We start from the raw sequence: 24191 nt of genomic DNA, 5'->3' as shown, positions 1-24191 counted from the left end.
CAACGCCGCCATAAAGGAACAGCGGATTGAACGACACGGTGGCGCTTTCGGCAACGCGGCGGGCGGCGGCGAAGGCTAGCTCGTTCGGTTTGCCGACCACGAAGGTCTCAAAGGTCAAGCGCGGGTCGAGCGGCACGGAGACCTGATCGGGCGAGAGCGGATCGACCTCGCTCACCTCGGGCCGTTGGGCTGCGCGGACAATCGCCGGGGCCTGGGGATCGCGGGGGGGCAGAATGGGCGCGGCCATCGCAGGCGCTGCTAAGAGAGCCCCCGGCGCAATCGGTTTGAGTTTGGCAGCAACGACCAGATCGACCGAGCGCAAGCCGGGCATTTCTTCGGTCAGCAAACGGCGGACGCGATCGACGTAATGGGTTGCCACCCAATCGCGCATAAAGCGCGTCGGCAGCGACAGGCGCACCGCCCCGTCGGTCACATCCTGCAAGGCCAAAGGGGCAAGCCAGCTTTTAAAAGCTGCTTCCCCCACTTCAGATACCAGCCGCATCCGAACGCGCTGCCAGCTTTCAAGCATTGCCACCGGCAGCCCGCCGATCGCATCGGAGCCTAAAGAAGCAGGGGAAAGTCCGGCGGATGGGGGCATGGGCGGATCGATATGCCTAAAAATGAAGGGTGTGTTACAAAATAATGTTAAACGCCAGCATAGGGCGGAGGCACTACCCGCCCTCAAACAATAATAACCAACAAAATGTTACTTTTGCATTCATGGTTAACGTTTTCGCTTTCACGCGATAGAAGCAGGATACTCAGCATCCTGACATATTGTTCTTGATAACGCCGCTAACCTGTGGCTTCTCACGTTTACACCTGAAACCAGCCGTCGGATCGTTGGGAATACTGTAGGCGTGACTCGGGCGGTTTGGCAAGGTGATCTTAGCGCGAACACAGCCAACAAACGCCGCTGTCGCGAATCAATCACAGTCGTCTTCCGGGGAAAATTATCTGTTCCCTGATAAGTTTCTAAGGCAACAGAATAAAATTCGGCAAGCCAACAAAGAAAAAGCCTGACTCGACCTATTAATCGAGTCAGGCATTTTCGTAATTTGTCTAAAATGTCGATTCAAGAAACAGTTTACACTATTCCTCGGCCAACACCTTGCCCCCCTAAGGAGCGGTTAGACTTAGCTGGCTGCGTTCAGAGCCTTAACGCGCGCCGACAAGCGCGACATTTTGCGGGCCACCGTATTGCGGTGCAGGATGCCCTTGCTGACGCCACGATCCAGCTCGGGCTGGGCGGCTTGCAGGGCGCTGCGTGCATCGGCATAGACACCGGCGGAAATGGCCAGTTCGACCTTCTTCACGAAGGTGCGAATCCGGCTCACACGGGCCTTGTTAACGGCCGTGCGACGTTCGGTCTGACGAATACGCTTCTTTGCGGAAAGATGGTGAGCCATTGCTCTACAAACTCATTCTACTGGCTAAAACAGAGGCGTGCTTGTACCGGGCGTTAAGGGCGGAGTCAAGGGCAGTCTCACATCGAACCGTCACAAACCCCGCCGCGACCGCCGGGGCCTTAGCGGTGCTTGAAGCTCGGCGGGCGTTTTTCGGCAAAAGCGTTCATGCCTTCCTTCTGATCCTCCAGCGCAAAGCTGCTGTGGAATAGGCGGCGCTCGAACTTCACGCCTTCGGCCAGCGTGGTTTCATAGGCCCGGTTCACGGCTTCCTTCGCCATCAGCACCACCGGGCGCGACAGGGTGGCGATTTGCGTTGCGACCTTCAGAGCCTCCTCCAGCAGGTCGGCGACCGGAATGATGCGCGACACCAACCCGGCGCGTTCGGCCTCTGCAGCGTCCATCTGGCGGCCCGTGAGGCACATTTCCATCGCCTTCGACTTGCCAACGAAACGGGTGAGGCGTTGCGTTCCGCCCGAGCCGGGAATTGTGCCGATAGTGATTTCCGGCTGCCCGAAGCGCGCGTTATCCCCCGCGAGGATAAAGTCGCACATCATGGCAAGCTCGCAGCCACCGCCGAGCGCATAGCCCGCCACCGCCGCAATCACCGGCTTGCGGCACAGGGTCACACGCTCCCAATCGTTAAGGCCGATGAAATTCTGGGAGAAGGCTTCAACGAAGCTCTTATCCTTCATTTCCTTAATATCGGCCCCGGCAGCGAACGCCCGTTCCGAGCCGGTGATAACGATACAGCCAATCGCATCATCATTCTCGAACCCGGTCAGGGCTTCGGCCAGTTCGGCGATGAGCTGTTTTGAGAGCGCATTCAGCGCCTTCGGACGGTTCAGGGTAATCAGGCCCACCGGGCCGCGCGCTTCTGCAAGAATGGTTTCGAACGCCATTGGTCTTTTCCCCTTTGATGATTTTTATAAAGCCGGTGCCAGCGTGAAGCGCACCGTGAGGTCGCGGGCGGGCGGGCCGAATTCGAGGCGCAGGCTTTCACCCTCGCGCCGGAACAGAGTTTCCTCTTCCCGCCGCCAGCCGAGTTGCGGCAGCGAGGTTACGTAAAAGGCCAGTACGCTCGCCCGGTCGGTCGCGCCCTTGGCGTAGGTGATAATGATGCGCCCTTGCGGGCTATCGAAGCTGAAGGGCGGCTCCGGCGTCGCGAGCGCGGGCGCCAGCGGAACGTCTTCCATCCCGGCGAGGTAACGGCGCTGGGCGACCACAGCCCCACCCGCGAGGACCAGAGGGAGCAGGGCGACGGATCGCAGCAAGGAACGGCGCAGCATGGGAAAACTCTCTAAGTTTGACAGGTCGCACAAAAGAAGCTCGACCGGCCCGATTGCACCAGCCGTTCGATGACCACGCCCGCGCCGCAGCGCGGGCAGGCTTCGTCCGCCCGACCATAAACCTGAAACCGGTGCTGAAAATAGCCCAACTCGCCATTGGGCTGCTGATGATCGCGTAAGGTCGAGCCCCCCGCTTCAATCGCCGCCGCCAGAACCGCTTTCACCGCGTTTACGAGACGCGAAGTTTCCGCATCCGTCAAGTCACCCGCCGCACGGGCGGGATGAACCGCTGCCATATGCAAGGCTTCGCAGGCATAAATATTACCGATCCCGGCAACTTGGCGCTGATCGAGCAGCACAGCCTTAATCGGCGCGAAACGGCCCGCCAGCGCATCGGCAAATTGGGCAGCCGAAAACCCTTCGCCCAAAGGTTCCGGGCCGATATCGCGCAGCAGCGCGTGCCCTGGCTCCTCCCCCGGCGCGATCCAATCGACCGAGCCGAAACGGCGTGCGTCGTTGAAGCGCACAACCGGCCCTCGGTCGGTCTCCATCACGAAATGATCGTGCTTATCAAGATCGTTCGGGCGGGCCGGGGAAATCACCATGCGGCCCGACATGCCAAGGTGGATCAGCAGCGCGTCGCCGCCATCCAAATCGACCAGCAGATATTTCGCCCGCCGCCGCAGGGCCGTCACCGTACGTCCGGTCAGACGTTCGGCCAGGCGCTCCGGGAACGGGCGGCGCAGGTTGGGGCGGCGGACCAAGACCTGCGTAAGCGTCGCGCCCACCAGAATCGGCTCCAACCCCCGGCGGACGGTTTCGACCTCAGGAAGTTCCGGCATTTCGGATTAGGAACGGGGCGCGTGTTTGGCGAGGATGCGCTGCAAAGTGCGCCGGTGCATGCGCAAGCGCCGCGCCGTTTCCGAGACATTGCGATCGCACTGCTCGAAAACGCGCTGAATATGCTCCCACCGCACCCGTTCCGCCGACATCGGCAACTCCGGCGGCGGCGGCAGCGACGTGCCCTCGCCGACGCGCAAGGCGGCTTCAATGGCATCAGCATCCGCCGGTTTGGGCAGGTAATCGACCGCTCCCGCCTTTACCGCCGCCACTGCGGTTGCGATATTGCCGTAGCCGGTGAGCATGACGATGCGCATATCTTCGCGCGCTTCCCGCAGGGCCGCGACCACATCCAGACCGTTACCGTCGGTTAGCCGCAGATCAACCACGGCATAATCGGGCGGGGCCTCCGTCGCCAAGCGAATGCCCTCGGCCACCGTGCTCGCGGTGCGAACCTCAAAGCCGCGCTTCTCCATTGCCCGCGCCAAGCGCGTCAGCAGCGGCAGATCATCGTCCACCAGCAGCAGCGAGCGCGCATCGGCATTCAGCGGTGGCAAATCACCGTCTGGAAGATCGGGAGACGGGGTGTCGGTCATGGGCGTTTCCTCGTTTCGTTTCTTATATAACCCTAATTCTCGTATGGGAATTTGGTTTACGTTTTTCTGCATGTCTGAGCGGGCATTGCCTCAGCAGGACGCAGCTTATGCCATCTTGGCTATTCTGCCGCCGTCTCGCGCGATCCGGCAAGGGGTGTGCCGAGGGGCGGCAGGGGCGCGGCCCCCCAACTTTTGCCTCCCCAAGCCAAATCGCCCGATAGCCGGTCGCGTTCCCAAGCGATCAGCACCCGCGCCCCGCCAAGACCGCCCGCCTCCGGGTCGCTGCGGTCGCCATTGCCGAACTCCACCGTCGCCCCGGTGTGGAACAGCAGCGTTGTCGCGATGAATACGCCAAGCCCCATATGACCACTCTCGCCCTCGCGGGTGGAAATATAGGGCTCGCCCAAGCGGTCCAAGACGGTAGCGGGGAAGCCCGGCCCATCATCCTCAATCAAGATGGCCAGATCCTCGGCGTCCCACAGCACGGTAATCGCGACGCGGCTTTGGGCAAATTGCGTAGCGTTATTGATGAAATTCGTCAGGCCATGCACGAGTTCCGGCGTGCGCGGCAGGGTGGGTTCATCCCCCTCGCAGTCAGGGCTGGGGACCATATCCACCTCAGTCGCCAAGGTTTCGGCGGCCTCGGCCAGTTCGGTGAGCAGCACGGTGACGGGCGTAAGGTCCAGCGGCGATTCGGATTTGCGTTCGGGCGCGTCGGTCAGCCCGGCCAGAATCTCGCGGCAGCGGTTGGCTTCGCTTTGCAAGAGTTCGATATCGTCGCGGATCGGGCTGTCCAGCGGCACGTCGCGCAGCAACTCCTTCGTTACCACGGCGATGGTGGACAGCGGGCTACCAAGCTCGTGCGCCGCCGCCGCCGCAACGCCGCCCACCGCTGAAAGCCGTTGCTCGCGCGCTAAGGCCATCTTGGTCGCCGTCAAGGCGTTCGCCATGCTGCGTGCTTCTGCCGCCACGCGCCAAGCGTAACCGCCAACGAAGAGCACCGTCGTCACCAAGGCCACCCAAACGCCGCCAAGATAGAGGCGCGGTAGCGTCAGCCCCACCGCGTCGGGCCAGGGCAGCGGCTTAAAAAGAAAGGCCAGCAGCGTCACCGCGCCAATCGCCATCGCCCCCAGCGCCATCGTGGAGCGTAGCGGCAGGATCGTCGCGGAAATCGTCACCGGCACGATAATGATCATCGCGAAGGGGTTCTGCAGGCCGCCGGTCAAATAGAGCAGCGCGCTGACCTGGGTCACGTCGAACGCCAAATGCAGCGTCGCCATCCGCCGCCCGAGCCAGGCGGAGGAGGGGCGGTTGTTTAGCAGATGCAGATTGGCCACCGCCGAGGCGGCAATCACTAACAGGCAGGCCGCAAGGGGGGTGTTGAGATGCAGCAAGACTTCGGTGACATAGATCGCCAGCAACTGCCCGAACACGCCGATCCAGCGCAAATAGAGCAGCGTGCGCACCCGCACAGCCCCCCGCGCCGCAGGCAGTTCCTCGGTATTCAGTAGCGAGCGGTGCGCGCGTCCCGGCAACCGGGGCGAGGCGAGCCCTCCCGGCGACGGCCGATCTGACGGCGGCGCGGCAGACGGCGTAGCGCGGGAAGCGGGATCATCCGCCTCCACCGCACGCGCGGCTGCCCTATTCTGTTTCCACGCCTGAAATCCCAGCATGACATGAGATATAGGACGGATCGGGGCTGGACGCATAGGGTAACTCCATGCACCATCGGCCCCTCCGAGACGATGCGACGGAACGTCACCATGATCCCCCATTTCCTTTGGGCCGAGTTTGATCGGCTCACGGGCCGCCAAGTTCACGATCTGCTGCGCCTACGCCAGGATTTTTTCGTGGTCGAACAAAATTGCCCTTACCCCGATATTGATGGGCGCGACCCCATGGCCGAACATCTGCTGGCCTTCGACCCCACCCGCAAGGGCGGCGCGCTGGTCGGAACCCTGCGCCTACTGGAGGGGGCTGTCGCCCCGCACGGCAGTTCGTTACCGACGCTGCTCTCCCCCGAGGCCACAACCATCGGGCGGATCGTGGTCGCGCCCGACTATCGCGGCGTCAAACTCGGTGGCCTAATGCTTACCGAAGCCATTCGCCAGATTGAAACCACGCGCGGCGCACACGTAATGCAGCTTTCCGCTCAGGCCCATTTGCAGGGCTTCTACGGTCGCTTCGGCTTCGGTGCGGTCGGCGAGGAGTATCTCGAAGACGGTATTCCCCATGTCGATATGCGCCGCCCCGCCGCTGCCACCGAGAGTGCGGCGTGACCCCGCTGCGCGTCACCGACCTCGTGAAACGCTTTGGTCCCCCCGGCTCGCCCGCCGCCGTGGACGGGTTGAGCTTCACGATTGCCCCCGGCAGCATCACCGCGCTCTTGGGCGGCAATGGTGCGGGAAAGACGACGACGATTTCCATGCTGTTGGGGCTGCTGGCACCAACGGCGGGGCAGATCGAGGTGTTGGGAATCGATATGGTGCGCAACCGCTATGCTGCCCTGCCGCGCCTGAATTTCTCCAGCCCCTATGTGGAACTACCGTTTCGCCTCACCGTGCGCCAAAATCTCGCCGTCTACGGTCGGCTTTATAACGTGCCGCGCCTTAAAGAGCGCATCGATGAAGTGCTGGAAGATTTAAGCCTCACCGCTTTGCGCGACCGGCCCTTGGGTAGCCTTTCTGCGGGCCAGAAAACGCGCGCTGGGCTCGCGAAAGCCCTTATCAATAAGCCGGAGCTTTTGTTGCTGGACGAGCCGACCGCCTCGCTCGACCCCGACACCGGCGACTGGGTGCGCACCTATCTTGCGCAGTTTCAGGCGAAAACCGGCGCGACCCTGCTGCTCGCCAGTCACAATATGGGCGAGGTCGAGCGGCTGGCGGACCGTGTGCTGATGATGCGCGCGGGCAAACTGGTCGATGACAATACCCCGGCGGGCCTAATCGCCCACTATGGCCGCACGACCTTGGAGGAAGTGTTTTTGGATATCGCCCGCGCGGGCCGGACGGAACCCGCATGAGCGCCGTGACCGCCTCCCTCACCCGCATTACCGCCCTCATTCTGCGCCACATGTATTTGCTGCGCGGCTCCTGGGCGCGGATGGCGGAACTCGTGTATTGGCCGACCGTGCAGCTGTGCATCTGGGGCTTCTTCACCAATTTCTTCACCAGCCGCAGCCCGTGGCTGGAACAGGCCTTCGGCGTGCTCATCGCGGGCGTGCTACTGTGGGAAATCACCGTGCGCAGCCAAATCGGCGTGTGCTTGGCGTTTTTGGAAGAAATCTGGTCGCGCAACCTCGGCAGCCTGTTCGTCACGCCGCTGCGCCCGCTGGAGTTCGCCGCCTCGCTCGCCAGTATGGGCCTGATCCGGGTGATCTTGGGCGTCGGCCCGGCGGCGCTGATCGCGCTGCTGTTCTACGATTACTCGCTATTTGCGATGGGGCCGATTCTGCTGCTGTTTTTCAGTCAGCTCATTCTAATGGGCTGGGCGATGGGGATTGCCCTCTCGGGGGTTGTCCTGCGCGTTGGTCTCGGGGCCGAAAACCTCGCCTGGATGGGCACTTTCATTCTCGCGCCGATTGCCGGGATCTATTACCCAGTCGACAGCCTGCCCGGTTGGATTCAACCGATTTCCTACGCCCTACCCGCCTCCCATGTGTTTGAAGGCATGCGCGCGGTGATGTTCGGCAAGCCCGTCCCTTGGAACCATCTGCTCGCCGCTATCGGGCTGAACGCGGTCTATATGGTCGGGGCCGCCTATGTGTTTCACCGCTGCTTCAACGCGGCGCGCAAGGCGGGGAAATTGTTGCAAACGGGAGAATGACCTACAGCAGTTTTTCCCACGTTTCGCCGATCAGCTTCTGTCCAAAACTCTCATGGGCTTCCGATTCGATCAGCCGATAGCCCGCCGCCTCATAGAGCCGCCGCGCCGGGAGCAGGATTGAGTTGGTCCAGAGGATGATTTTGCCGTAGCCCGCCACGCGGGCGAAATCGTCGCACGTCGCCACCAACCGCGCCCCGAGACCGAGACCGCGCGCGAAAGCTTCCACATAGAGAATGCGCAATTGGGCGACGCCGGGGGAATGCTCTACCAGCATCACCGAGCCGAGAATTTCGCCGTTCCGCTCCGCGACCCAGCAGGCTTCCTTCGAAGGCTGCTGGGTCGCGATGAAGCGCGCCGCGATCTCCGCCAGCATCGCTTCGAAACTACCGTCCCAGCCAAATTCCTCGGTATAGAGCCGCGTTTGCCGGTGGATGATCCAACCCAAATCGCCGGGCCGATGGGGGCGAATGACGGCATCGCTGGCGCTTTGACCAGGGTCGAGTAAATGCCGAATGGCTTTCATTGCCGCGTCCAGCCGGGCGCGGTCGGCGTTGGCGAGCGGGCGCAGCAGCTCCGCCACCTCGGCGCGGGATTTTTCCTCCAGCGGCGCAAAGCGGGCGCGGCCCGCGCCGGTGAGCGCGAGCACCTGTTGCCGCCCGTCCTGATGGGAGCGGTGGCGCGCAAGCAGCCCTTGCGCTTGAAACTTCTTCAGCAGGCGGCTTAGGTAGCCGGGATCAAGCCCCAAATCCCGCCCCAAATCCGTCGCCGTCAGCCCGTCGCGGTGGGCAAGCTCATAAAGCACGCGCGCTTCCGTGAGCGAATAGGGGCTCTCCAGCAGCCCTTCCTCCAGCACGCCGATTTTCGCCGTGTAGAATCGGTTGAAGGCGCGGATTTGATCGATCTGCCCGAGGTCCGGTTCGGTTTGCATGGTCCCCTCCATTATATATTTGATCATAGCATCTAATTTGATTGCCAAAGTCAAATATATGGATCGGAAACGCCGCAAACGAAAACCGCCCCACCCTCGGCTGAGGATGGGGCGGTTCGCTAAAGCTTAGACCGAAAGGCTAACCTTAGGCCGGGCGACGTGCCGGGCCACGACCCGCAGGCTTGCCACCAGCGGGACGACCGGCAGCGGCTTGGCTGCGCGGACGATCCCCAAAAGCGCGTTCGCCTTGCGGGCGGTCCGTGCGCGGACGGTCGCCATGGGGACGTTCACCCTGCGGGCGGTCGCCGCGCGGACGATCTCCGAAGGAACGCTCGCCTTGCGGACGGTCGGCACGCGGGCGGTCGCCATACGGACGCTCACCCTGCGGGCGATCCGAACGCGGACGATCCCCGAACGGACGATCTCCCTGCGGGCGATCCGTGCGCGGACGGTCTGCATAGGGGCGGTCGCCTTGCGGACGATCCCCAAGCGAACGCGAGCGTTCTTCACCGCCACGGGCGGCCGCCGGACGGTCCGAACGCGGGCCGCGATTGTCGCCGAAACGATTATCGCCACCACGACCGGCATAACCGCCGCCGTTACCGCTGGGACGGCCACCGCCGCCACCGCTGCGACCCACCGGGCGCTTCGGCGCACCGAACGAACGATCATGATCATCACGCGGTTCGCGACGACGGTCATCGATCGGCAGGCGCTGACGGATCAGGCCTTCGATGCTGCGCAGGAACGAACGATCTTCATGTTCGACCAACGAAATCGCTTCGCCTTCGCGGCCTGCACGGCCCGTACGGCCAATACGGTGAACATATTGTTCCGGCACATTCGGCAGATCGAAGTTGATGACATGGCTGACGCCATCGACATCGATACCGCGTGCGGCGATGTCGGTCGCGATCAGCACGGTTACGTGACCGTTGCGGAAGGCGGCCAGAGCGCGTTCACGCTGCGGCTGCGACTTGTTGCCGTGAATGGCTTCCGAGCGAATGCCAACGCTATCGAGATGGCGAACCACCTTATCGGCACCGTGCTTCGTGCGGGTGAACACCAGCGAGCGCGTGATGACCGGATCGTTGAGCAGATCGGCCAGCAGAGCGCGCTTGTCGTCGCGGTCCACGAAAATGGCCTTCTGAACGATGCGTTCCGCCGTGGTGGCGACCGGGGTCACTTCCACGCGTTCCGGCTGGTTCAGCAGGTCTTTGGCGAGGCGGGCGATGCTGTCCGGCATGGTGGCCGAGAACAACAGGGTTTGGCGTTCGCGCTGGATCATGCTGACGATCTGGCGGATCGGGTGAATAAAGCCAAGATCGAGCATCTGATCGGCTTCATCGAGCACCAGCGTGTCCACCTTATCGAGGAACACGGCGTGCTGGCTGACGAGATCGAGCAAACGGCCCGGCGTTGCCACCAGAATATCCACACCGCGTTCCAGCGCACGGATCTGACGGAAAATCGGCTGACCACCGAAGGCCACCGCCACCGACAGGGGCAGATTGCGGCCATATTGGCGGATATTATCGGCGATCTGGCTGGCCAGTTCGCGCGTCGGGCTCAGAATCAGCGTGCGCACCGAACGCTTGAACGGGCGTTGGTTGGTCAGGCTCAATTTATGCAGAATCGGCAGCGCGAAAGCCGCCGTTTTGCCGGTGCCCGTTTGGGCAATCCCAAGCAAATCCTTGCCTGCGAGCAGAATGGGAATCGCCCCGGCCTGAATTGGCGTCGGCGTTTCATAGCCTTCTTTAATCAAAGTATCGAGAAGGGCCTGGTTCAAGCCCAGGTCAGCAAAAGACGTCATGTGGAGAAAATCTCGCAAAGCAGGCTCAGCCCGGCCTAACATAGGAGGCCGGGGACGGAGCGGGGGTGTAAAGACGCCCCCCGCGTGTCCGGGCCGCCCTATCGGGATTGGATAATGACAGGTCGCCGCTGGTTTGCCGCATTCTTCAAAAAGAAGAGCCGACACGATCTCGGGCGATCACGCGCTGTCAAAAAGTGTCTGGGAACCTGACCTTACCGCGCCCCATTGTCAAGCAATGTTGCAATGCAACAGTGCAGATCTGCCATGTGAGGGCTCAGAGCGCTTGAGTTTGCCGGGTTAAATAGGCCCGAACCGCCGGATCTTGAGTCAAATCCATTGCCCGGTGAAAGGCTTCGGCGGCCGCCTCTCCTTGCCCGGCGAGCCGCAAAAAATGCGCCCGCGCCGCCCAATAGGGCTGGTAGCGGTCGATATCCTCCGGGGCAAGCGCGTTCAAGTGAGTTAATCCCGCCTCTGGCCCGAACGCCTCGGCATGGGCCGCCGCCCGCGCCACTGCCGCGCCGATGGAGGGGCTGTGCTGTACCAAAAGATCATAAAGCGCGACCAGCGCCGGAGCGGGCGCAAACCCAAGGCGCTTTTTTTGAACGTGGAAGGATTGAATGGCGGCTTCCGTCTGAAACCGTCCGATCTTGCCGAACCGCGCCGCCTGGGTCAGCGCCGCCTCCGCCTCAATTAGCAGCGCCCGCGACCACAGCGCCGGGTCTTGCTCGGCCAGCGGAACGAACGCCCCCGCCGCATCCCGCCGCGCGCCCGCCCGCGCCGCGCAGTAGAGAATGAGGGCGAGCAGCCCCAAGGCTTCCGGCTGGCCGGGCAAGAGCCCCACCACTAGCCGCGAAAGATACAGCGCCTCTTCCGCAAGCCCCGTTGCGCCGTCGCTGCCCGGAACCGCGTCCCAACTCGTCCCATAGGCCGCATAGATGGCGGCGAGCACCGCCTCCAGCCGCTCGGGCAGGTCGGCGGCGTCGGGAGTTTGGAACCCAATCCCGGCATCGCGGATTTTCGCCTTCGCCCGCACCAGCCGTTGCCCCATCGTCGCGGCAGGCACCAGAAACGCCGCGCCGATCCGCGCCGCATCGAGCCCCAGCACACATTGCAGCATCAGCGGCGTGCGGCTGGCGGGGTCGATGGCCGGATGGGCGCAGACAAACAACAGCTTCAACCGTTCGTCAGGAAAAGCCGAGGGTTCGCGCTCCCCGGCTTCTTCATAAAGAAGATCGAGCGTGGCCACCGCCCCCGCCCGCACCTGGGCGTGTCGGTAGCCGTGATCGAGGTGATGGCGGGCCACCGTGAGCAGCCACGCTTCGGGCCGCTCCGGAACGCCTTGCCCCGGCCAGAGTTCGAGGGCTTTGCGAAACGCTTCGGCCAGCGCGTCTTCTGCCGCCGCAATATCACGGCTACGGGCGGCGAGAAGCGCGATCAGGCGACCATAGGAGGCGCGGGCGACCGTTTCTGCCGTGCGCTGCGCCTCCATTGGGGATGAGCTTTACGCGCCGGGGGCTTGCATCGGCGGCAAGACCGGGCGTACTTCGACCGAAGCATAGCTGGCCGACGGCGCGCGCGCCGCCCAATCGAGGGCGGTATCGAGATCCGGCACCTCAATGATGAAATAGCCCGCAAGCTGTTCCTTCGAATCGGCGAACGGCCCATCTTGCACGTGGCGTTTGCCGTCGCGCACCCGCACGGTGGTTGCCGTATGGGGCGGCTGAAGGCCGTTACCGCTGAGCACGATTCCCGACGCCTGAAGCGCGCCAATATAGGCACCCCACGCGCCCCAATAGGCCCCGCTCAATTGCGGGTCGGTGCGCTGGGCGAACTCGGTTTCGGTTTCGCTGAAAATGATCATGTACTGCATGGGGGAAGTCTCCATCGGCTGAACAATCCCCCCGAGCCCTGCCCGGGGAGGAGAGGAAAACGCTCCCTCTCGATCCCATGAGCCGCGACCCTGCCCGATTTCGACAGGCGTCGCGTTTTTTTAAAAATAATTAAACGGGGCCGCTCACGCCCGCCTGCTCGAAGGTCGCCATGCCGGTGTGGCAATCGACTGCCGCCTTCAAAATCGTCACCGCCAAAGCCGCGCCGGTGCCTTCGCCAAGGCGCATGCCGAGATCGAGCACCGGACGCTTGCCGATTTTCTCGCACAGCAGCCGATGCGCGGGCTCCGCCGACAGATGGGCGACGAGGCAATGGTCGATGGCGCGCGGATCGATCTTATGCAGCACCGCCGCCGCCGCCGTGACGACATAACCATCCAGCAGAACCGGCGTGCGGCCCATGCGTGCGGCCAGAATCGCGCCGCAGAGTGCCGCAATCTCCAACCCACCAACCGCTGCTAGCCACTGCATCGGGTCCTTGTCCGTGCCCGCCGCCGTTAGCCGGTCGCGGTGCCGGGCGACGCCCGCCGTCACTACCTGGAGCTTCGTGTCGAACGCGGTGCCGGTGACGCCCGTGCCGGGGCCAACCCAATCGCTCGCGTTACCGCCATAAAGACCGTGGCAGAGCGCAGCCGCTACGGTCGTATTGCCAATGCCCATTTCGCCCAGGCACAGCACATCAATGCCCTGCTCCACCGCCATCATGCCGTAGGCCATGGCGCGGGCGCATTCCTGCTCGTTCATCGCCGGGGCGTCGACGAAATCCTGCGTCGGCGCGTCGAGATCCAACTCATAAACGCGCAAATCCGCATCGATCAGCGTGCAGAGCTGATTAATCGCCGCCCCGCCCTGAACGAAATTTTCCACCATTTGCTTGGTGACGGATGCGGGATAGGCCGAAACGCCCCGGTCGGCGATCCCGTGATTGGCCACGAACACCGCCACGCGCGGGCGCGTCAGCTTCGGCGTTGCCCGTCCCTGCCAGGCCGCGAGCCACTGGCTGAAATCTTCAAGCCGCCCCAAGGCCCCGGCAGGTTTGGTCAATTGCGCCTCGCGGGTGGCGACCGCGCTCGCCGCCGCCAAATCCGGCCCCGGCAATTTATCGAACAGCGCGCGCAGCTCATCCAGCGTTACCGGTGCATCGGGAGCGGGCGTATCATTGGCGGGACGACCGGACGACGGCGTGGAACTCATGCGAACGCACCTTTCCGAATAACACGAAAACACTGAACAGGAGACATGCCTTAGCCCCCTATAGCCGGGCCGGACGCCAACCACAAGCGATTGCCATGCGCCCGATTGTCCGCCAGTCTGTTTGTCCCGTTTTAGACTCTTTTTGGGAAGCCGTCCGCCCATCGTGATACCCCCCTTTTCACGCCGCTTCCGCCTCGCCCTGATGTTTCTCACGCGCCTGCCCGTGCCGCTCGATCCCGCGCCCGAAGCGTCGGAAATCGCCGAAGCGGGCGATATGTTCCCGCTCGTCGGCGCATTGGTCGGAGCCGCCACGGGGGCCGTTTTTTGGGGGCTTACGAGCCTTGGCCTGCCGCCTTTGGTCGCGGCAGCCGCCGCCCTTGCCGCGCAACTGCTGCTCACCGGCGCGCTGCATGAAGATGGGCTGGCCGATATGGCCGATGGCTTCGGCGGCGGTTTCACCCGCGCGCGGAAACTGGAGATTATGCGCGACAGTCGGCTCGGCACCTATGGCGGCGCGGCGCTGATGCTGTCCCTGCTCGCCCGCGCCGGGCTGATCGCGGCGCTGCCGCCGGAGGGGGCGATTGCCGCGCTCGCCGTCGCCCAAGGCGCTTCCCGCTGGCTGCTCTCGGCCTTGCGGATCGGCCTGCCCCCCGCCCGTGCCGTGGAGGATGGCGGCGGCCTGACGGCATCGGTTGCCGCCACGGACGCGCTGCCGATCACGCTGCGCGCAACCCTGCCAACGCTGCTGCTGCCCCCGCTGTTGATCGGCTGGGATGCCCTTCTGCCGGTCGCCCTTGGGCTGCTCGTCGTTTGGGCCACCCTTCGAAAGCTCTGCCGCTGGCAAATCCAGGGCTTCACCGGCGACACTTTGGGGGCGAGCCAGCAGCTTGCCGAAATTCTTCTTCTCTGCGTATTGGTCGCCCGATGACCCCGATCACCCGCTTCTGGTGGCTGCGCCACGCGCCCGTTCCCACCTCCGCCGACGGCACCATCCCCGATATCGGTGCGGACGCCGATATTTCGGACCTGCTGCGCGCCCAGGCCCTGCGCCGCACGCTGCCCGACCGCGCCCTGTGGATTTCCTCCCCCACCTTACGCGCCCGCCAAACGGTGAAAGCCCTCACCCACACCCGCCCGCTCGTCCTCGACGCCCTGGCCGAGCAGGATTTCGGCGCTTGGACCGGCCAGCGTCATAGCGATCTTTGGGAGCGCGGCGATGCTGGCTATCGCGCCTTCTGGGCCGATCCGGTCAATCTCGCTCCGCCCGGCGGCGAGAGTTTTGCGGAACAATTCCGCCGCACCGCCACCGCCATCGGCGCACTTGCGCAGGACCATGCGGGGCTCGACCTGATTGTGGTCGCCCACGCGGGCACGGTGCGCGCCGCCCTCGCCCTCGCGCTCACCGAGACGGGCACGCCGCCACCGCTCAAAGCCGCCCAGAGCTTTACCATCGATCCTTGGTCGCTGACCCGGATCGATGCTATCGGCCCCGGCTGGCGGATCGACGGCGTCAATCGGCGGACCTGAGCCCTGGCCTAAATTTCTCGGGACTCGCCACGAATTCCCCCTTGCACCCCCCGCCCCTCGGCGATAATGTGCGCCCCGCATCGCCTGAGGGTTTCCCCAGCAATGACGATGCCGACTTAGCTCAGGGGTAGAGCAACTGATTCGTAATCAGTAGGTCCGCGGTTCAATTCCGCGAGTCGGCACCATTATTTTTCAATGAAAATATCGATTTTTGTGTTGGGCAAGCCGGACCATGGCTTAGCGCACCAGCCCTTATTTCGCCCGTTGGGCTCCCCCTCCTTCTCATGATCGCCGCTAGAAGTTTAACACCGCCCCACTCTGGCCCTCGCCCGTGCCTGGGGTTGCCGATGGTGTGCCGCATGCTTGAGCCCGGCGAGCGCCTATCAAATTATCCTTTATTCATCATACAATAATCTGCTAGCGTTCGATTCGCGGGAAAAATGCGGCAAAAAGTCGCAAATCTCGACAAATCGGATGCGGCGTTCGGTTCGGAGACTCTGGATATCAAAGCGCGTCTCCGGTGCAGGCAGCCAACAAACTGAAAAAAACTTTAGGGGGACACCATGACTAAGTTTTTGCGTTTTGCCACGACGGCACTCTTTGCCGTCGGCCTCAGCACCACCGCGCTGGCAGGCACGCTGGTGATTAACTCGGATCAATCCGATCCCGCGCCGCGTAAGGGCATGGAAGCCCTTATCGAGAAATTCAAAAAAGAAAATCCCGATATCGACGTAAAACTGAACGTTTTCGATAAAGAAAGCTATAAAACCTCCATCCGGAACTGGCTGGCGGGCGAGTCGCCGGACGTTGTGTACTGGTATGCGGGCGAGCGGATGAAGTTTTTCGTCGATCGTAAACTTTTTGAAGACGTAAGCGACGTTTGGAAGGCGAATAAAGCCGCCGAAGCGATGCCCTCCACCGTAGGTTCTGTAACCGTCGATGGCAAACAATACGGCGTGCCCTACACCTATTATAACTGGGGCCTCTATTACCGGAAGGACCTGTTCGAGAAGGCTGGTATTCAGCAGCCGCCGAAGACTTGGGCCGAGTTTCTCGATGCTTGCGCGAAGCTGAAAGCCAGCGGCGTTGCCCCCATCGTGATCGGCTCGAAGGCGCTATGGCCCACGGCGGGCTGGTTCGATTACCTCAACCTGCGCGTCAATGGTATGGATTACCATATGAAGCTGATGGCCGGTCAGGTGCCCTATAATGACGCGGGCGTAAAAGCCGTATTCGATAAGTGGGCCGAGTTGATCCGCCCCGGTTACTTCATCGAAAATCATGCCTCTTACACGTGGCAAGAATCGCAGCCGCTGTTCTACCAGGGCAAGGGTGCGATGTATTTGATCGGCAATTTCATTACGCCGGAATTCCCGGCGGATGTGCGCGACAAGATGGATTTCTTCCAATTCCCGAAAATTGGCGATCAGCCGATGTTCGAGGATGCGCCGACGGATACGGTCCATATTCCGACACGGGCGAAGAACAAGGTTGATGCGAAAAAATTCCTCGCCTTCTACATGCGGGCCGATGTGCAGACCGAGTTGAACGCTGTGCTACGTCAAATCCCGACGAATAAAGACGCCAAGCCGACCGATGATCGTTTCTTGCAGGCTGGGTATAAAATGCTGTCCGCCGCCGCCGGTACGGCCCAGTTCTATGACCGCGATACGGACCCCAGCTTGGCCCAGGAAGGTATGAAAGCCTTCCAGGAATTCATGATTATCCCGGACCGTGGGGATGAAATCCTGACGCGCCTGGAAGCCCGTCGTAAGCAAGTCTTCAAACAGTAAACGCGACCATCTCGATACTTACCCCCTGGCAGGCTTCGGCCCGCCGGGGGGCTTGACGCCCGTGCGTGATTTCCAGGCAAACTCTCCTTTTCAGAACGAGCACTTCTTCGGGCATTCTGAAGAGGCGCTAGCCCCGTGGACGCGATCATGACATCCTCCGTCAGCCTATCCCGGCCCGCGCCGCGCCGCAGTTTTTGGCGGCGGTACGAAAAAACCCTCGCGCCGATGATGTTTCTCAGCCCGGCGCTGGCAGCCTTTCTGCTGTTTGTTGTCTGGCCGATTCTCTCCAGTGTCTGGATCAGCTTTCACGAATGGGATGGGTTGGGGCCGAAGGTTTTCATTGGTCTTGATAATTATCGGGAATTATTTTCGGACGAGAAATTTTATACTGCGCTATCCAATAACGTTAAATGGCTCATCCTCTACCTGCTCGCCCCCGTGGGCGGATTGCTGATTGCGCTTTTTCTCAATCAGCAAATGCCGGGCATGCGGCTGGTTAAAGCGCTGTTTTTCTTCCCTTTCGTGATCTCTCAGGTCGTCGTTGGGGTTATTTTCTCGTGGTTCTATGATCCGAATTTTGGTTTGCTGAACGTTGTTTTGAATGCGGTTGGCCTACCCGGCATCGCCCCCTTGGGGGATGAACATATGGTGACTTATGCCATTATCGTTGCCGGGCTTTGGCCGCAAATCGCTTACTGCATGATTCTGTATTTGACGGGGCTGAATAACGTTAACCCCGAGCTTATTGAAGCCGCCCGAATGGACGGGTGTAAGGGCTTCCCGATGTTTTGGAATATCATCCTGCCGCAACTCCGGCCCGCCACCTTCATTGCGGTTGTTGTGACGGTGATTGGGGCCCTGCGGAGTTTCGATTTGGTCGCCATTATGACCAACGGCGGCCCTTACGATAGCTCGACCGTGCTCGGGTACTTCATGTACGAACAGGCGATCTTTGCCTATCGCATGGGCTATGGCGCGGCGATTGCCACGGTTCTGTTCCTGATTATGGATATTTACATCGCGTTCTTCCTGGTTTCCATGCTGCGGAAGGAGGCTGAATAATGTTCCCCGCACCCATTCACACCAAAGGCCCCTGGGCGGTTGTCAGCTACCGGGTTGCGGTCATTATTTCTCTTATTTTGTGGTTGATTCCGCTGCTGGCGATTGCGCTAACTTCGGTGCGATCCTTGGAAGATATTAGTAAGGGCAATCTATGGGGCTGGCCGTCGAAGTTTTTGCTGATCGAAAACTATAGCGCCGTCTTCACCACCACACCGATGGCGACTTTCCTGCTGAACTCGGTCTTGATTACCGTCCCCACGGTGATCGGGTCGATTGCGCTGGCGGCAATGGCGGGGTTTGCCCTGGCAAAGTATAAGTTTCGCGGCAATATCATCCTCTTCGCCATGTTTATTGCCGGAAACTTCATTCCGTTCCAGATTTTGATGATTCCGGTGCGCGATTTGATGATCGGCCTCGGGATGTATGATTCGATTGGCGGGTTGGTGGCGTTTCACATCGCCTTCCAGTCCGGCTTTTGTACCCTCTTCATGCGGAACTTCATCAAAGCCCTACCCGATGCGCTGATCGAAGCCGCGCGGATGGAGGGCGTTTCGGAAGTGAATATTTTCTTCCGCATCATCCTTCCCCTGGTGCGCCCGGCGCTGGCCGCCCTTGCGGTGCTGATTTTCACCTTCGTCTGGAATGATTATTTCTGGGCGCTGGTGCTGGCGCAAACCGATGCGGTGCGCCCGGTCACGGCGGGCTTACAATCGCTGAAGGGCATGTGGGTCTCGTCGTGGCAGTTGATTTCGGCGGGCTCGATCATCGCCGCCCTGCTGCCCGTTTCGATCTTCTTTATGATGCAACGCCATTTCATCGCCGGGCTCACCTTGGGGGCCACGAAGGAATGACGGGGGCGGTTTCGCTTCGTGCCGGGCCGCGCCAGCTTATCCTGACCGGCGGGGAGGAACTGCGCTGGCACGCCTTCGGCCCACCCCTGCCGGATGCCGACACCGCTCCCGTGCTTCAGCGTCGCCCGGTTCCGAATGCGTCGCTGGATTCGCCGCCGCCCCTTCCCCTCTGCCCGGTGGAAGGCTGGGGTTTTTGGGGCACGCCAGGGCTTGCCTGCGCCGGGCGCCCGCCGATCCAGTGGCAGAACGCAACGCTGACCCAAACCGACGCAACGGCGCAGGTGACGCTGGTCGCCGCCGGTCTTCGATGGGAACAAACGCTGACGCTGGCCGAAAGTGGCGGCCTTACCGTTTCCGTTCGGGTGACGAACGAGGGAAGCGCGCCGCTCACGCTGCTGCGCTGCTGCGCCGTTACGCTACCGCTGCCGAGCGACGCCACCGAGATTCTAACGTTCAGCGGCACTTGGTGTAATGAGTTCCAAACGCCTCGGCTCACCCTTCCCGCCGGAAGTTTCGAGCGCACCAGTCGGCGCGGGCGGCCCGGTCACGATGGGTTTCCGGCGATTGTGTGCGGTGCGCCGGGGTTTTCCGATCAGAAGGGCTGGATCACGGCGGCGCATCTCGCCTGGTCCGGGGATCATAGCCTGCGTATCGATGCCCTGCCCGATGGGCAAAGGCTGATGCAACTGGGCGAAGCCTTCGCGGGCGGGGCGCTCACGCTGGCTGTTGGCGAAACCTATTACAGCCCCGAGGCAGTTATCTTTACCGCCGATGGGCTTAACGATCTGCGCCGCCAAACCCACACGCACACCCGCACCCATATTCTGCCCGCCCAAACGCGCCCGCGCCCGGTGCATCTCAATACTTGGGAGGCGCTTTACTTTAATCACGATCGCGCGGCGCTCTCGGCCCTGATTGCGGCGGCGGCGGACGTGGGAGTGGAGCGCTTTGTGCTGGATGATGGCTGGTTCCGGGGGCGGCGGTCGGACCGCGCGGGCCTTGGCGATTGGACGCCCGATGCTGCGCTGTATCCCCACGGTCTCGGCCCCATCGCGGCGGAAATCCAGGCGGCGGGGATGGCGATGGGCCTGTGGGTTGAGCCCGAAATGGTCAATCCCGACAGCGATTTATACCGCACCCATCCCGATTGGTGCCTGCATGTCCCCGGCGCTGCGCAGCCGACGGCGCGCCATCAATTGGGGCTCGATCTCACCCGCCCGGAGGTGATCGAGTATCTGTTTGCGCACTTGGATCGGCTGCTGCGCGAAACGCCGATTGCCTATTTGAAATGGGATATGAACCGCGACCTTGCCCCCGCCTATAGCCCCGTCAACGGCTGGGTCACGCCCGCGCAAACCCGCGCGCTCTATGGGTTGATCGACCGGCTGCGCGCCGCCCATCCCGCCGTTGAAATCGAAAGCTGCGCCAGCGGCGGCGCGCGGGCGGATTGGGGCATTCTGCGCCGGACGGATCGGGTCTGGACCTCCGACAGCAATGACGCCCACGACCGGGCGGATATTCAACGCGGCTTCAGCCTGTTCTTCCCGCCCGAGGTGATGGGTAGCCACATCGGCCCGGCCGAGTGCCACACGAGCGGGCGGCGCTTACCGCTGCAAACGCGCGGCGCGGTCGCGCTGGCCGGGCATATGGGCATCGAATGGGATATTCGCGGCCTTGGCCCCGAGGAGCGCGCGACCCTGGCGGCGCTAATTGCGCATTTTAAGGCCGACCGATCATTACAGCAGCGGGCGGAAACCCATTTCCTGCCCCTGCCGGACGCGCGGGCCATCGGCTGGATGCTGCTGGACCCGCAAACCGGGGCCGCGCGGGTTACGATCATCTCCCGCAGCTACAGCCAAGTGCCCCTGACCGTCAAACTGCCGGGGCTTCCGGCGGGAGCCTTCTATCACCTCAGCACACAGGCCCCCTTCGCCGTGCCGGAGGGACTGGCTGGGCAAAATTTCTCCGCCGAGGCGCTTCAGCACATCGGCCTGCTTCTTGATCTCCGTGCGCCCGATCAGGCGCTTATCTTCGCACTAGAGCCCCAATCATGAGCACGACCGCAACCTTAGGCGTTTGTTACTACCCCGAACATTGGGCCGAAAGCCAATGGGCCGACGATGCCCGGCGCATGGTCGAGCTTGGCATTCGCATTGTCCGCATTGGGGAATTTGCCTGGACGCGGCTGGAACCCACGCCGGGCGAGTATCGCTTCGAATGGCTGGACCGGGCGATTGAAACCTTAGGCGGGGCCGGGCTCAAAATCGTTCTCGGCACCCCGACGACGACCCCGCCGAAATGGCTGATCGACCGGATGCCCGATATGATCGCCTATGATCGGGAGGGCCGCCCGCGCGGGTTCGGCTCCCGGCGGCACTATGATTTCAGCCACGAAGGCTATCGGCGCGAAGTGGCGCGCATTACCGAAGTCTTGGCCAAACGCTATGGGCAAAACCCCCATATCATGGCTTGGCAACTCGATAATGAATATGGCTGCCACGATACGATTCGCTCCTACTCGCCGGTAGCACGCCGGGCGTTTCAAGACTGGCTGCGCACGCGCTACGGCACGATTGACGCGCTCAATCAGGCGTGGGGGACCGTGTTCTGGAGTATGGAACTGCGGGATTTTGACGAAGCCGAATTGCCCAACCTGACCGTAACCGAAGCCAACCCAAGCGCGTGGCTGGATTTCTACCGCTTCGCGTCGGACCAAGTGGTGAGCTTCAATAAGCTCAAAGCCGATATTCTACGCCGCTACGCGCCGGGACAGGATTTGAGCCATAATTATATGGGCTTCATTACCGAGTTTGATCATTTCAAAGTGGCGGGCGATTTGGATTTCGCCACCTGGGATTCCTACCCGCTCGGCTTTACCGATACTTTGTTGCGCCTGCCGCCAGAGGAACGTCAGCGCTGGCAGCGCACAGGGCACCCCGATATTGCGGCCTTTCATCACGATCTCTACCGCGCCGTGGGTCGGGGGCGGTGGTGGGTGATGGAGCAGCAGCCGGGGCCGGTGAATTGGGCCTTCCACAATCCCGCGCCTCTTCCCGGCATGGTTCGGCTCTGGACCTGGGAAGCCTTCGCGCATGGGGCAGAAGTCGTCACCTATTTCCGCTGGCGGCAGGTTCCCTTCGCCCAGGAGCAAATGCACGCGGGGCTGCTACGGCCCGATAGCGAACCCGCGCCGGGCTATGCCGAGGCCGGGGCGGTTGCGATTGAAGCCGCCAGCCTGCCGATGCCAGAGTCGACCCGCGCCCCCGTCGCCATTCTCTTCGATTATGCCGCCGACTGGTTGCTTACGGCCCATCCGCAGGGGCGCGAATATTCCTTCAAGCATCTGGTGTTCGACTGGTATCAGGCCGTAAGGCGCTTGGGGTTGGATGTCGATTTCGTCAGCCCGGATGGGGATCTGAGCGGCTATCGCCTGATCCTGGCCCCCGCCGCGCCGATGGTGTCGGACGCTTTGGCCGCGCGCTTGACCGAGGCCGTCGCTGGTGGCGCTACCCTGGTGCTGGGGCCGCGCGCGGGCTCCAAGACCGAAAATCTGCATATTCCCGCCAATCTGCCGCCGGGGACTTTGGCCGATTTGGCGGGTTTCCGCGTGGAGCGGGTGGAATCGCTCGATCCGGCCTTTGCCGAACCCGTTAGCTGGCATGGCGAGACCTATCAAACGCGCGGCTGGCGCGAGGCGACGAACGGTAGCGCCAAGGTTCTGGCGACGTTTAGCGACGGCTGGCCCGCCTTACGCGAACAGCGCCACGGCGCAGGCCGCGTCTATAGTTGGCATGGGTTGCCCGACAGTGATTTTCTGCGCGCGGTGCTGGCCCCCTGGGCGGAAGCGGTGGGGCTAACGCTCCACCCGGTTCCGGAAACGGTGCGCCTGCGCCGTCGCGGTGCCCTAACCTTCGCCTTCAACTATGGTTCCGACCCCTGGCATGGCCCCGCCGAAGGGGTTGCCGGGGTGCGCTATCGCATCGGCAGTGCGCGTGTTCTGCCGCAGCAGGTTGCCGCTTGGGAGCGGTCTGCGTCTCATGATCCCGAGGGAGTAGAATAATGGCTGATGTAACCCTCTCGCGGCTGACCAAAAGCTTCGGCAATGTTGATGTTCTGCACGGGATTGATCTCAGCATCGCCTCGCGCGAGTTCGTCGTTTTCGTCGGCCCCTCGGGCTGCGGAAAATCCACCCTGCTGCGCATGATCGCCGGGCTTGAGGAAATTTCCTCGGGCGATTTGATGATCGATGGCGTGCGCGCCAATGATCTGCAACCCGTGGAGCGCGGCACCTCGATGGTGTTCCAATCCTACGCGCTTTACCCGCACATGACGGTCGCGGAGAATATGACGTTTGGGCTGCGGATGGCGAAAATGCCGAAAGCCGATATCGCCCGGCGCTTGGCCGAAGCCGCCCGCATTTTGCAGCTCGAACCGCTGCTGGATCGCCGCCCCCGCCAGCTTTCGGGCGGCCAACGCCAGCGGGTTGCGATTGGCCGCTGCATTGTGCGCGACCCTAAGGTTTTTTTGTTCGACGAGCCGCTGTCGAACCTCGACACAGCCTTGCGCGTGCAAATGCGCATCGAAATCGCCCGCCTGCACCGCGAACTGAACGCCACGATGGTCTATGTCACCCACGATCAAGTGGAAGCCATGACGCTGGCCGATAAAATCGTGGTTTTACGCGCGGGCCGCATTGAACAGGTCGGCGCGCCGCTAGAGCTATACCACGCCCCCGCGAATAAATTCGTCGCCGGGTTCATTGGCTCCCCGGCCATGAATTTTATCCCGGTTAAGGTTGCCTCGGTCGCGGCGAATGGCGTTACCGTCACCTTGGGATCGGGTCATAATTTGCTGGTGCCGCGCCTGGCCAAAGGCGCGCTCGCCGCGAACGGCGGCGTAACCCTCGGCATTCGCCCGGAACACTTGAGCCTTACCGCCCAGGGCGGCGTCGAAATTAAGTTGAATGTTCAAGCGGTGGAGCGCCTCGGCAGCCAGACCTTCCTCTATGGAACGTTAGGCGATGGCACCTGGGTGACGCTAGAGGCCCCCGGCGAAACCGCGCTTGCCGTCGGCAGTCAGGTTTCCGCTTGGATCGATCCTGCCGCAACGCACCTGTTCGACAGCGACGAACAAGCCCTGCCGCGGATCGGCACCGCTGTAAGCGGATAGATCGCTGCA

Annotated in this window: 23 protein-coding genes and 1 tRNA gene; 12 read left to right on the top strand and 12 right to left on the bottom strand. The window is 62.4% G+C overall.

Going from position 1 to position 24191, the window contains the following annotated elements:
• The 7 genes from ACIQ36_RS02255 to ACIQ36_RS02225 all read right to left on the bottom strand — a co-directional run.
• A partial coding sequence (locus tag ACIQ36_RS02255; RefSeq protein ID WP_395825202.1) for a DnaA N-terminal domain-containing protein occupies positions 1 to 598 on the bottom strand: 598 nt, incomplete at its 3' end.
• A gap of 538 nt (positions 599 to 1136) precedes the next feature.
• Positions 1137 to 1409 carry a 30S ribosomal protein S20 gene (gene rpsT, locus ACIQ36_RS02250; protein WP_395825199.1) on the bottom strand — a complete coding sequence of 91 codons (273 nt, stop codon included), beginning with the start codon at positions 1407 to 1409 and terminating at the stop codon, positions 1137 to 1139.
• A 119-nt stretch (positions 1410 to 1528) separates the two neighbouring features.
• The gene (locus ACIQ36_RS02245; RefSeq protein ID WP_395825196.1) at positions 1529 to 2308 is read right to left on the bottom strand and encodes an enoyl-CoA hydratase; all 780 of its coding nucleotides are present in this window, start codon (positions 2306 to 2308) and stop codon (positions 1529 to 1531) included.
• 24 nt (positions 2309 to 2332) lie between these two features.
• The gene (locus ACIQ36_RS02240) at positions 2333 to 2695 is read right to left on the bottom strand and encodes a hypothetical protein (protein ID WP_395825193.1); all 363 of its coding nucleotides are present in this window, start codon (positions 2693 to 2695) and stop codon (positions 2333 to 2335) included.
• A gap of 11 nt (positions 2696 to 2706) precedes the next feature.
• A complete protein-coding gene (gene mutM, locus ACIQ36_RS02235; RefSeq protein WP_395825190.1) occupies positions 2707 to 3537 on the bottom strand; it encodes a bifunctional DNA-formamidopyrimidine glycosylase/DNA-(apurinic or apyrimidinic site) lyase in 831 nt (276 codons plus the stop codon).
• Positions 3538 to 3543: 6 nt separating this feature from the next.
• Positions 3544 to 4131 (bottom strand): ActR/PrrA/RegA family redox response regulator transcription factor, encoded by a 588-nt coding sequence (locus ACIQ36_RS02230; RefSeq protein WP_395825187.1) that lies wholly within the window; start codon positions 4129 to 4131, stop codon positions 3544 to 3546.
• A 119-nt stretch (positions 4132 to 4250) separates the two neighbouring features.
• The gene (locus tag ACIQ36_RS02225; protein ID WP_395825184.1) at positions 4251 to 5840 is read right to left on the bottom strand and encodes an ActS/PrrB/RegB family redox-sensitive histidine kinase; all 1590 of its coding nucleotides are present in this window, start codon (positions 5838 to 5840) and stop codon (positions 4251 to 4253) included.
• A gap of 54 nt (positions 5841 to 5894) precedes the next feature.
• On the opposite strand from ACIQ36_RS02225, the gene ACIQ36_RS02220 reads away from it, so the two are divergent.
• The 3 genes from ACIQ36_RS02220 to ACIQ36_RS02210 are packed head-to-tail and all read left to right on the top strand — an operon-like array spanning position 5895 to position 7956.
• Positions 5895 to 6410 carry a GNAT family N-acetyltransferase gene (locus ACIQ36_RS02220; RefSeq protein ID WP_395825181.1) on the top strand — a complete coding sequence of 172 codons (516 nt, stop codon included), beginning with the start codon at positions 5895 to 5897 and terminating at the stop codon, positions 6408 to 6410.
• Complete coding sequence (locus ACIQ36_RS02215; RefSeq protein WP_395825177.1) at positions 6407 to 7153, top strand: ABC transporter ATP-binding protein; 747 nt, start codon at positions 6407 to 6409, stop codon at positions 7151 to 7153. Before ACIQ36_RS02220 ends, ACIQ36_RS02215 begins: the two co-directional genes overlap by 4 nt.
• Positions 7150 to 7956 (top strand): ABC transporter permease, encoded by an 807-nt coding sequence (locus ACIQ36_RS02210; protein ID WP_395825174.1) that lies wholly within the window; start codon positions 7150 to 7152, stop codon positions 7954 to 7956. Before ACIQ36_RS02215 ends, ACIQ36_RS02210 begins: the two co-directional genes overlap by 4 nt.
• Position 7957: 1 nt before the next feature.
• On the opposite strand, the gene ACIQ36_RS02205 is transcribed toward ACIQ36_RS02210, so the two are convergent.
• The 5 genes from ACIQ36_RS02205 to cobT form a co-directional block, all read right to left on the bottom strand.
• Positions 7958 to 8884: a GNAT family N-acetyltransferase gene (locus tag ACIQ36_RS02205; protein WP_395825171.1), complete on the bottom strand. Its 927-nt coding sequence runs from the start codon at positions 8882 to 8884 to the stop codon at positions 7958 to 7960.
• 145 nt (positions 8885 to 9029) lie between these two features.
• Positions 9030 to 10697, bottom strand: a complete 1668-nt coding sequence (locus ACIQ36_RS02200) for a DEAD/DEAH box helicase (protein WP_395825168.1) — start codon at positions 10695 to 10697, stop codon at positions 9030 to 9032.
• Between the two features lie 274 nt (positions 10698 to 10971).
• Positions 10972 to 12186 carry an RNA polymerase sigma factor gene (locus ACIQ36_RS02195; protein ID WP_395825165.1) on the bottom strand — a complete coding sequence of 405 codons (1215 nt, stop codon included), beginning with the start codon at positions 12184 to 12186 and terminating at the stop codon, positions 10972 to 10974.
• Positions 12187 to 12198: 12 nt separating this feature from the next.
• Positions 12199 to 12567, bottom strand: coding sequence for a YciI family protein (locus ACIQ36_RS02190; protein ID WP_395825162.1), 369 nt, complete (start codon positions 12565 to 12567; stop codon positions 12199 to 12201).
• 130 nt (positions 12568 to 12697) lie between these two features.
• Positions 12698 to 13780, bottom strand: coding sequence for a nicotinate-nucleotide--dimethylbenzimidazole phosphoribosyltransferase (gene cobT / locus ACIQ36_RS02185; protein WP_395825159.1), 1083 nt, complete (start codon positions 13778 to 13780; stop codon positions 12698 to 12700).
• Between the two features lie 163 nt (positions 13781 to 13943).
• Between cobT and cobS the strand changes: the two genes are divergently transcribed.
• The 9 genes from cobS to ACIQ36_RS02140 all read left to right on the top strand — a co-directional run bounded on the left by cobS (position 13944) and on the right by ACIQ36_RS02140 (position 24182).
• A complete protein-coding gene (gene cobS, locus ACIQ36_RS02180) occupies positions 13944 to 14708 on the top strand; it encodes an adenosylcobinamide-GDP ribazoletransferase (protein ID WP_395825155.1) in 765 nt (254 codons plus the stop codon).
• Positions 14705 to 15307: a histidine phosphatase family protein gene (locus ACIQ36_RS02175; RefSeq protein WP_395825152.1), complete on the top strand. Its 603-nt coding sequence runs from the start codon at positions 14705 to 14707 to the stop codon at positions 15305 to 15307. The genes cobS and ACIQ36_RS02175 overlap by 4 nt, the downstream gene beginning before the upstream one ends.
• A gap of 110 nt (positions 15308 to 15417) precedes the next feature.
• Positions 15418 to 15492 (top strand) — tRNA-Thr (locus ACIQ36_RS02170).
• Positions 15493 to 15870: 378 nt separating this feature from the next.
• A complete protein-coding gene (locus ACIQ36_RS02165) occupies positions 15871 to 17100 on the top strand; it encodes an ABC transporter substrate-binding protein (RefSeq protein WP_395825149.1) in 1230 nt (409 codons plus the stop codon).
• 147 nt (positions 17101 to 17247) lie between these two features.
• Complete coding sequence (locus ACIQ36_RS02160) at positions 17248 to 18162, top strand: carbohydrate ABC transporter permease (RefSeq protein ID WP_395825146.1); 915 nt, start codon at positions 17248 to 17250, stop codon at positions 18160 to 18162.
• Positions 18162 to 19013 (top strand): carbohydrate ABC transporter permease, encoded by an 852-nt coding sequence (locus ACIQ36_RS02155; RefSeq protein ID WP_395825143.1) that lies wholly within the window; start codon positions 18162 to 18164, stop codon positions 19011 to 19013. Before ACIQ36_RS02160 ends, ACIQ36_RS02155 begins: the two co-directional genes overlap by 1 nt.
• A complete protein-coding gene (locus ACIQ36_RS02150; RefSeq protein ID WP_395825140.1) occupies positions 19010 to 21067 on the top strand; it encodes an alpha-galactosidase in 2058 nt (685 codons plus the stop codon). Before ACIQ36_RS02155 ends, ACIQ36_RS02150 begins: the two co-directional genes overlap by 4 nt.
• Positions 21064 to 23073, top strand: a complete 2010-nt coding sequence (locus ACIQ36_RS02145) for a beta-galactosidase (RefSeq protein ID WP_395825137.1) — start codon at positions 21064 to 21066, stop codon at positions 23071 to 23073. The genes ACIQ36_RS02150 and ACIQ36_RS02145 overlap by 4 nt, the downstream gene beginning before the upstream one ends.
• Positions 23073 to 24182, top strand: a complete 1110-nt coding sequence (locus ACIQ36_RS02140) for an ABC transporter ATP-binding protein (RefSeq protein ID WP_395825134.1) — start codon at positions 23073 to 23075, stop codon at positions 24180 to 24182. Before ACIQ36_RS02145 ends, ACIQ36_RS02140 begins: the two co-directional genes overlap by 1 nt.
• Positions 24183 to 24191 lie beyond the last annotated feature (9 nt).

It is taken from the genome of Elstera sp. (assembly GCF_044372965.1).
Taxonomy (GTDB): domain Bacteria; phylum Pseudomonadota; class Alphaproteobacteria; order Elsterales; family Elsteraceae; genus Elstera.
Note: the sequence above shows the minus strand (reverse complement) of the source record. Positions and strands in the feature narration are given on the sequence as shown.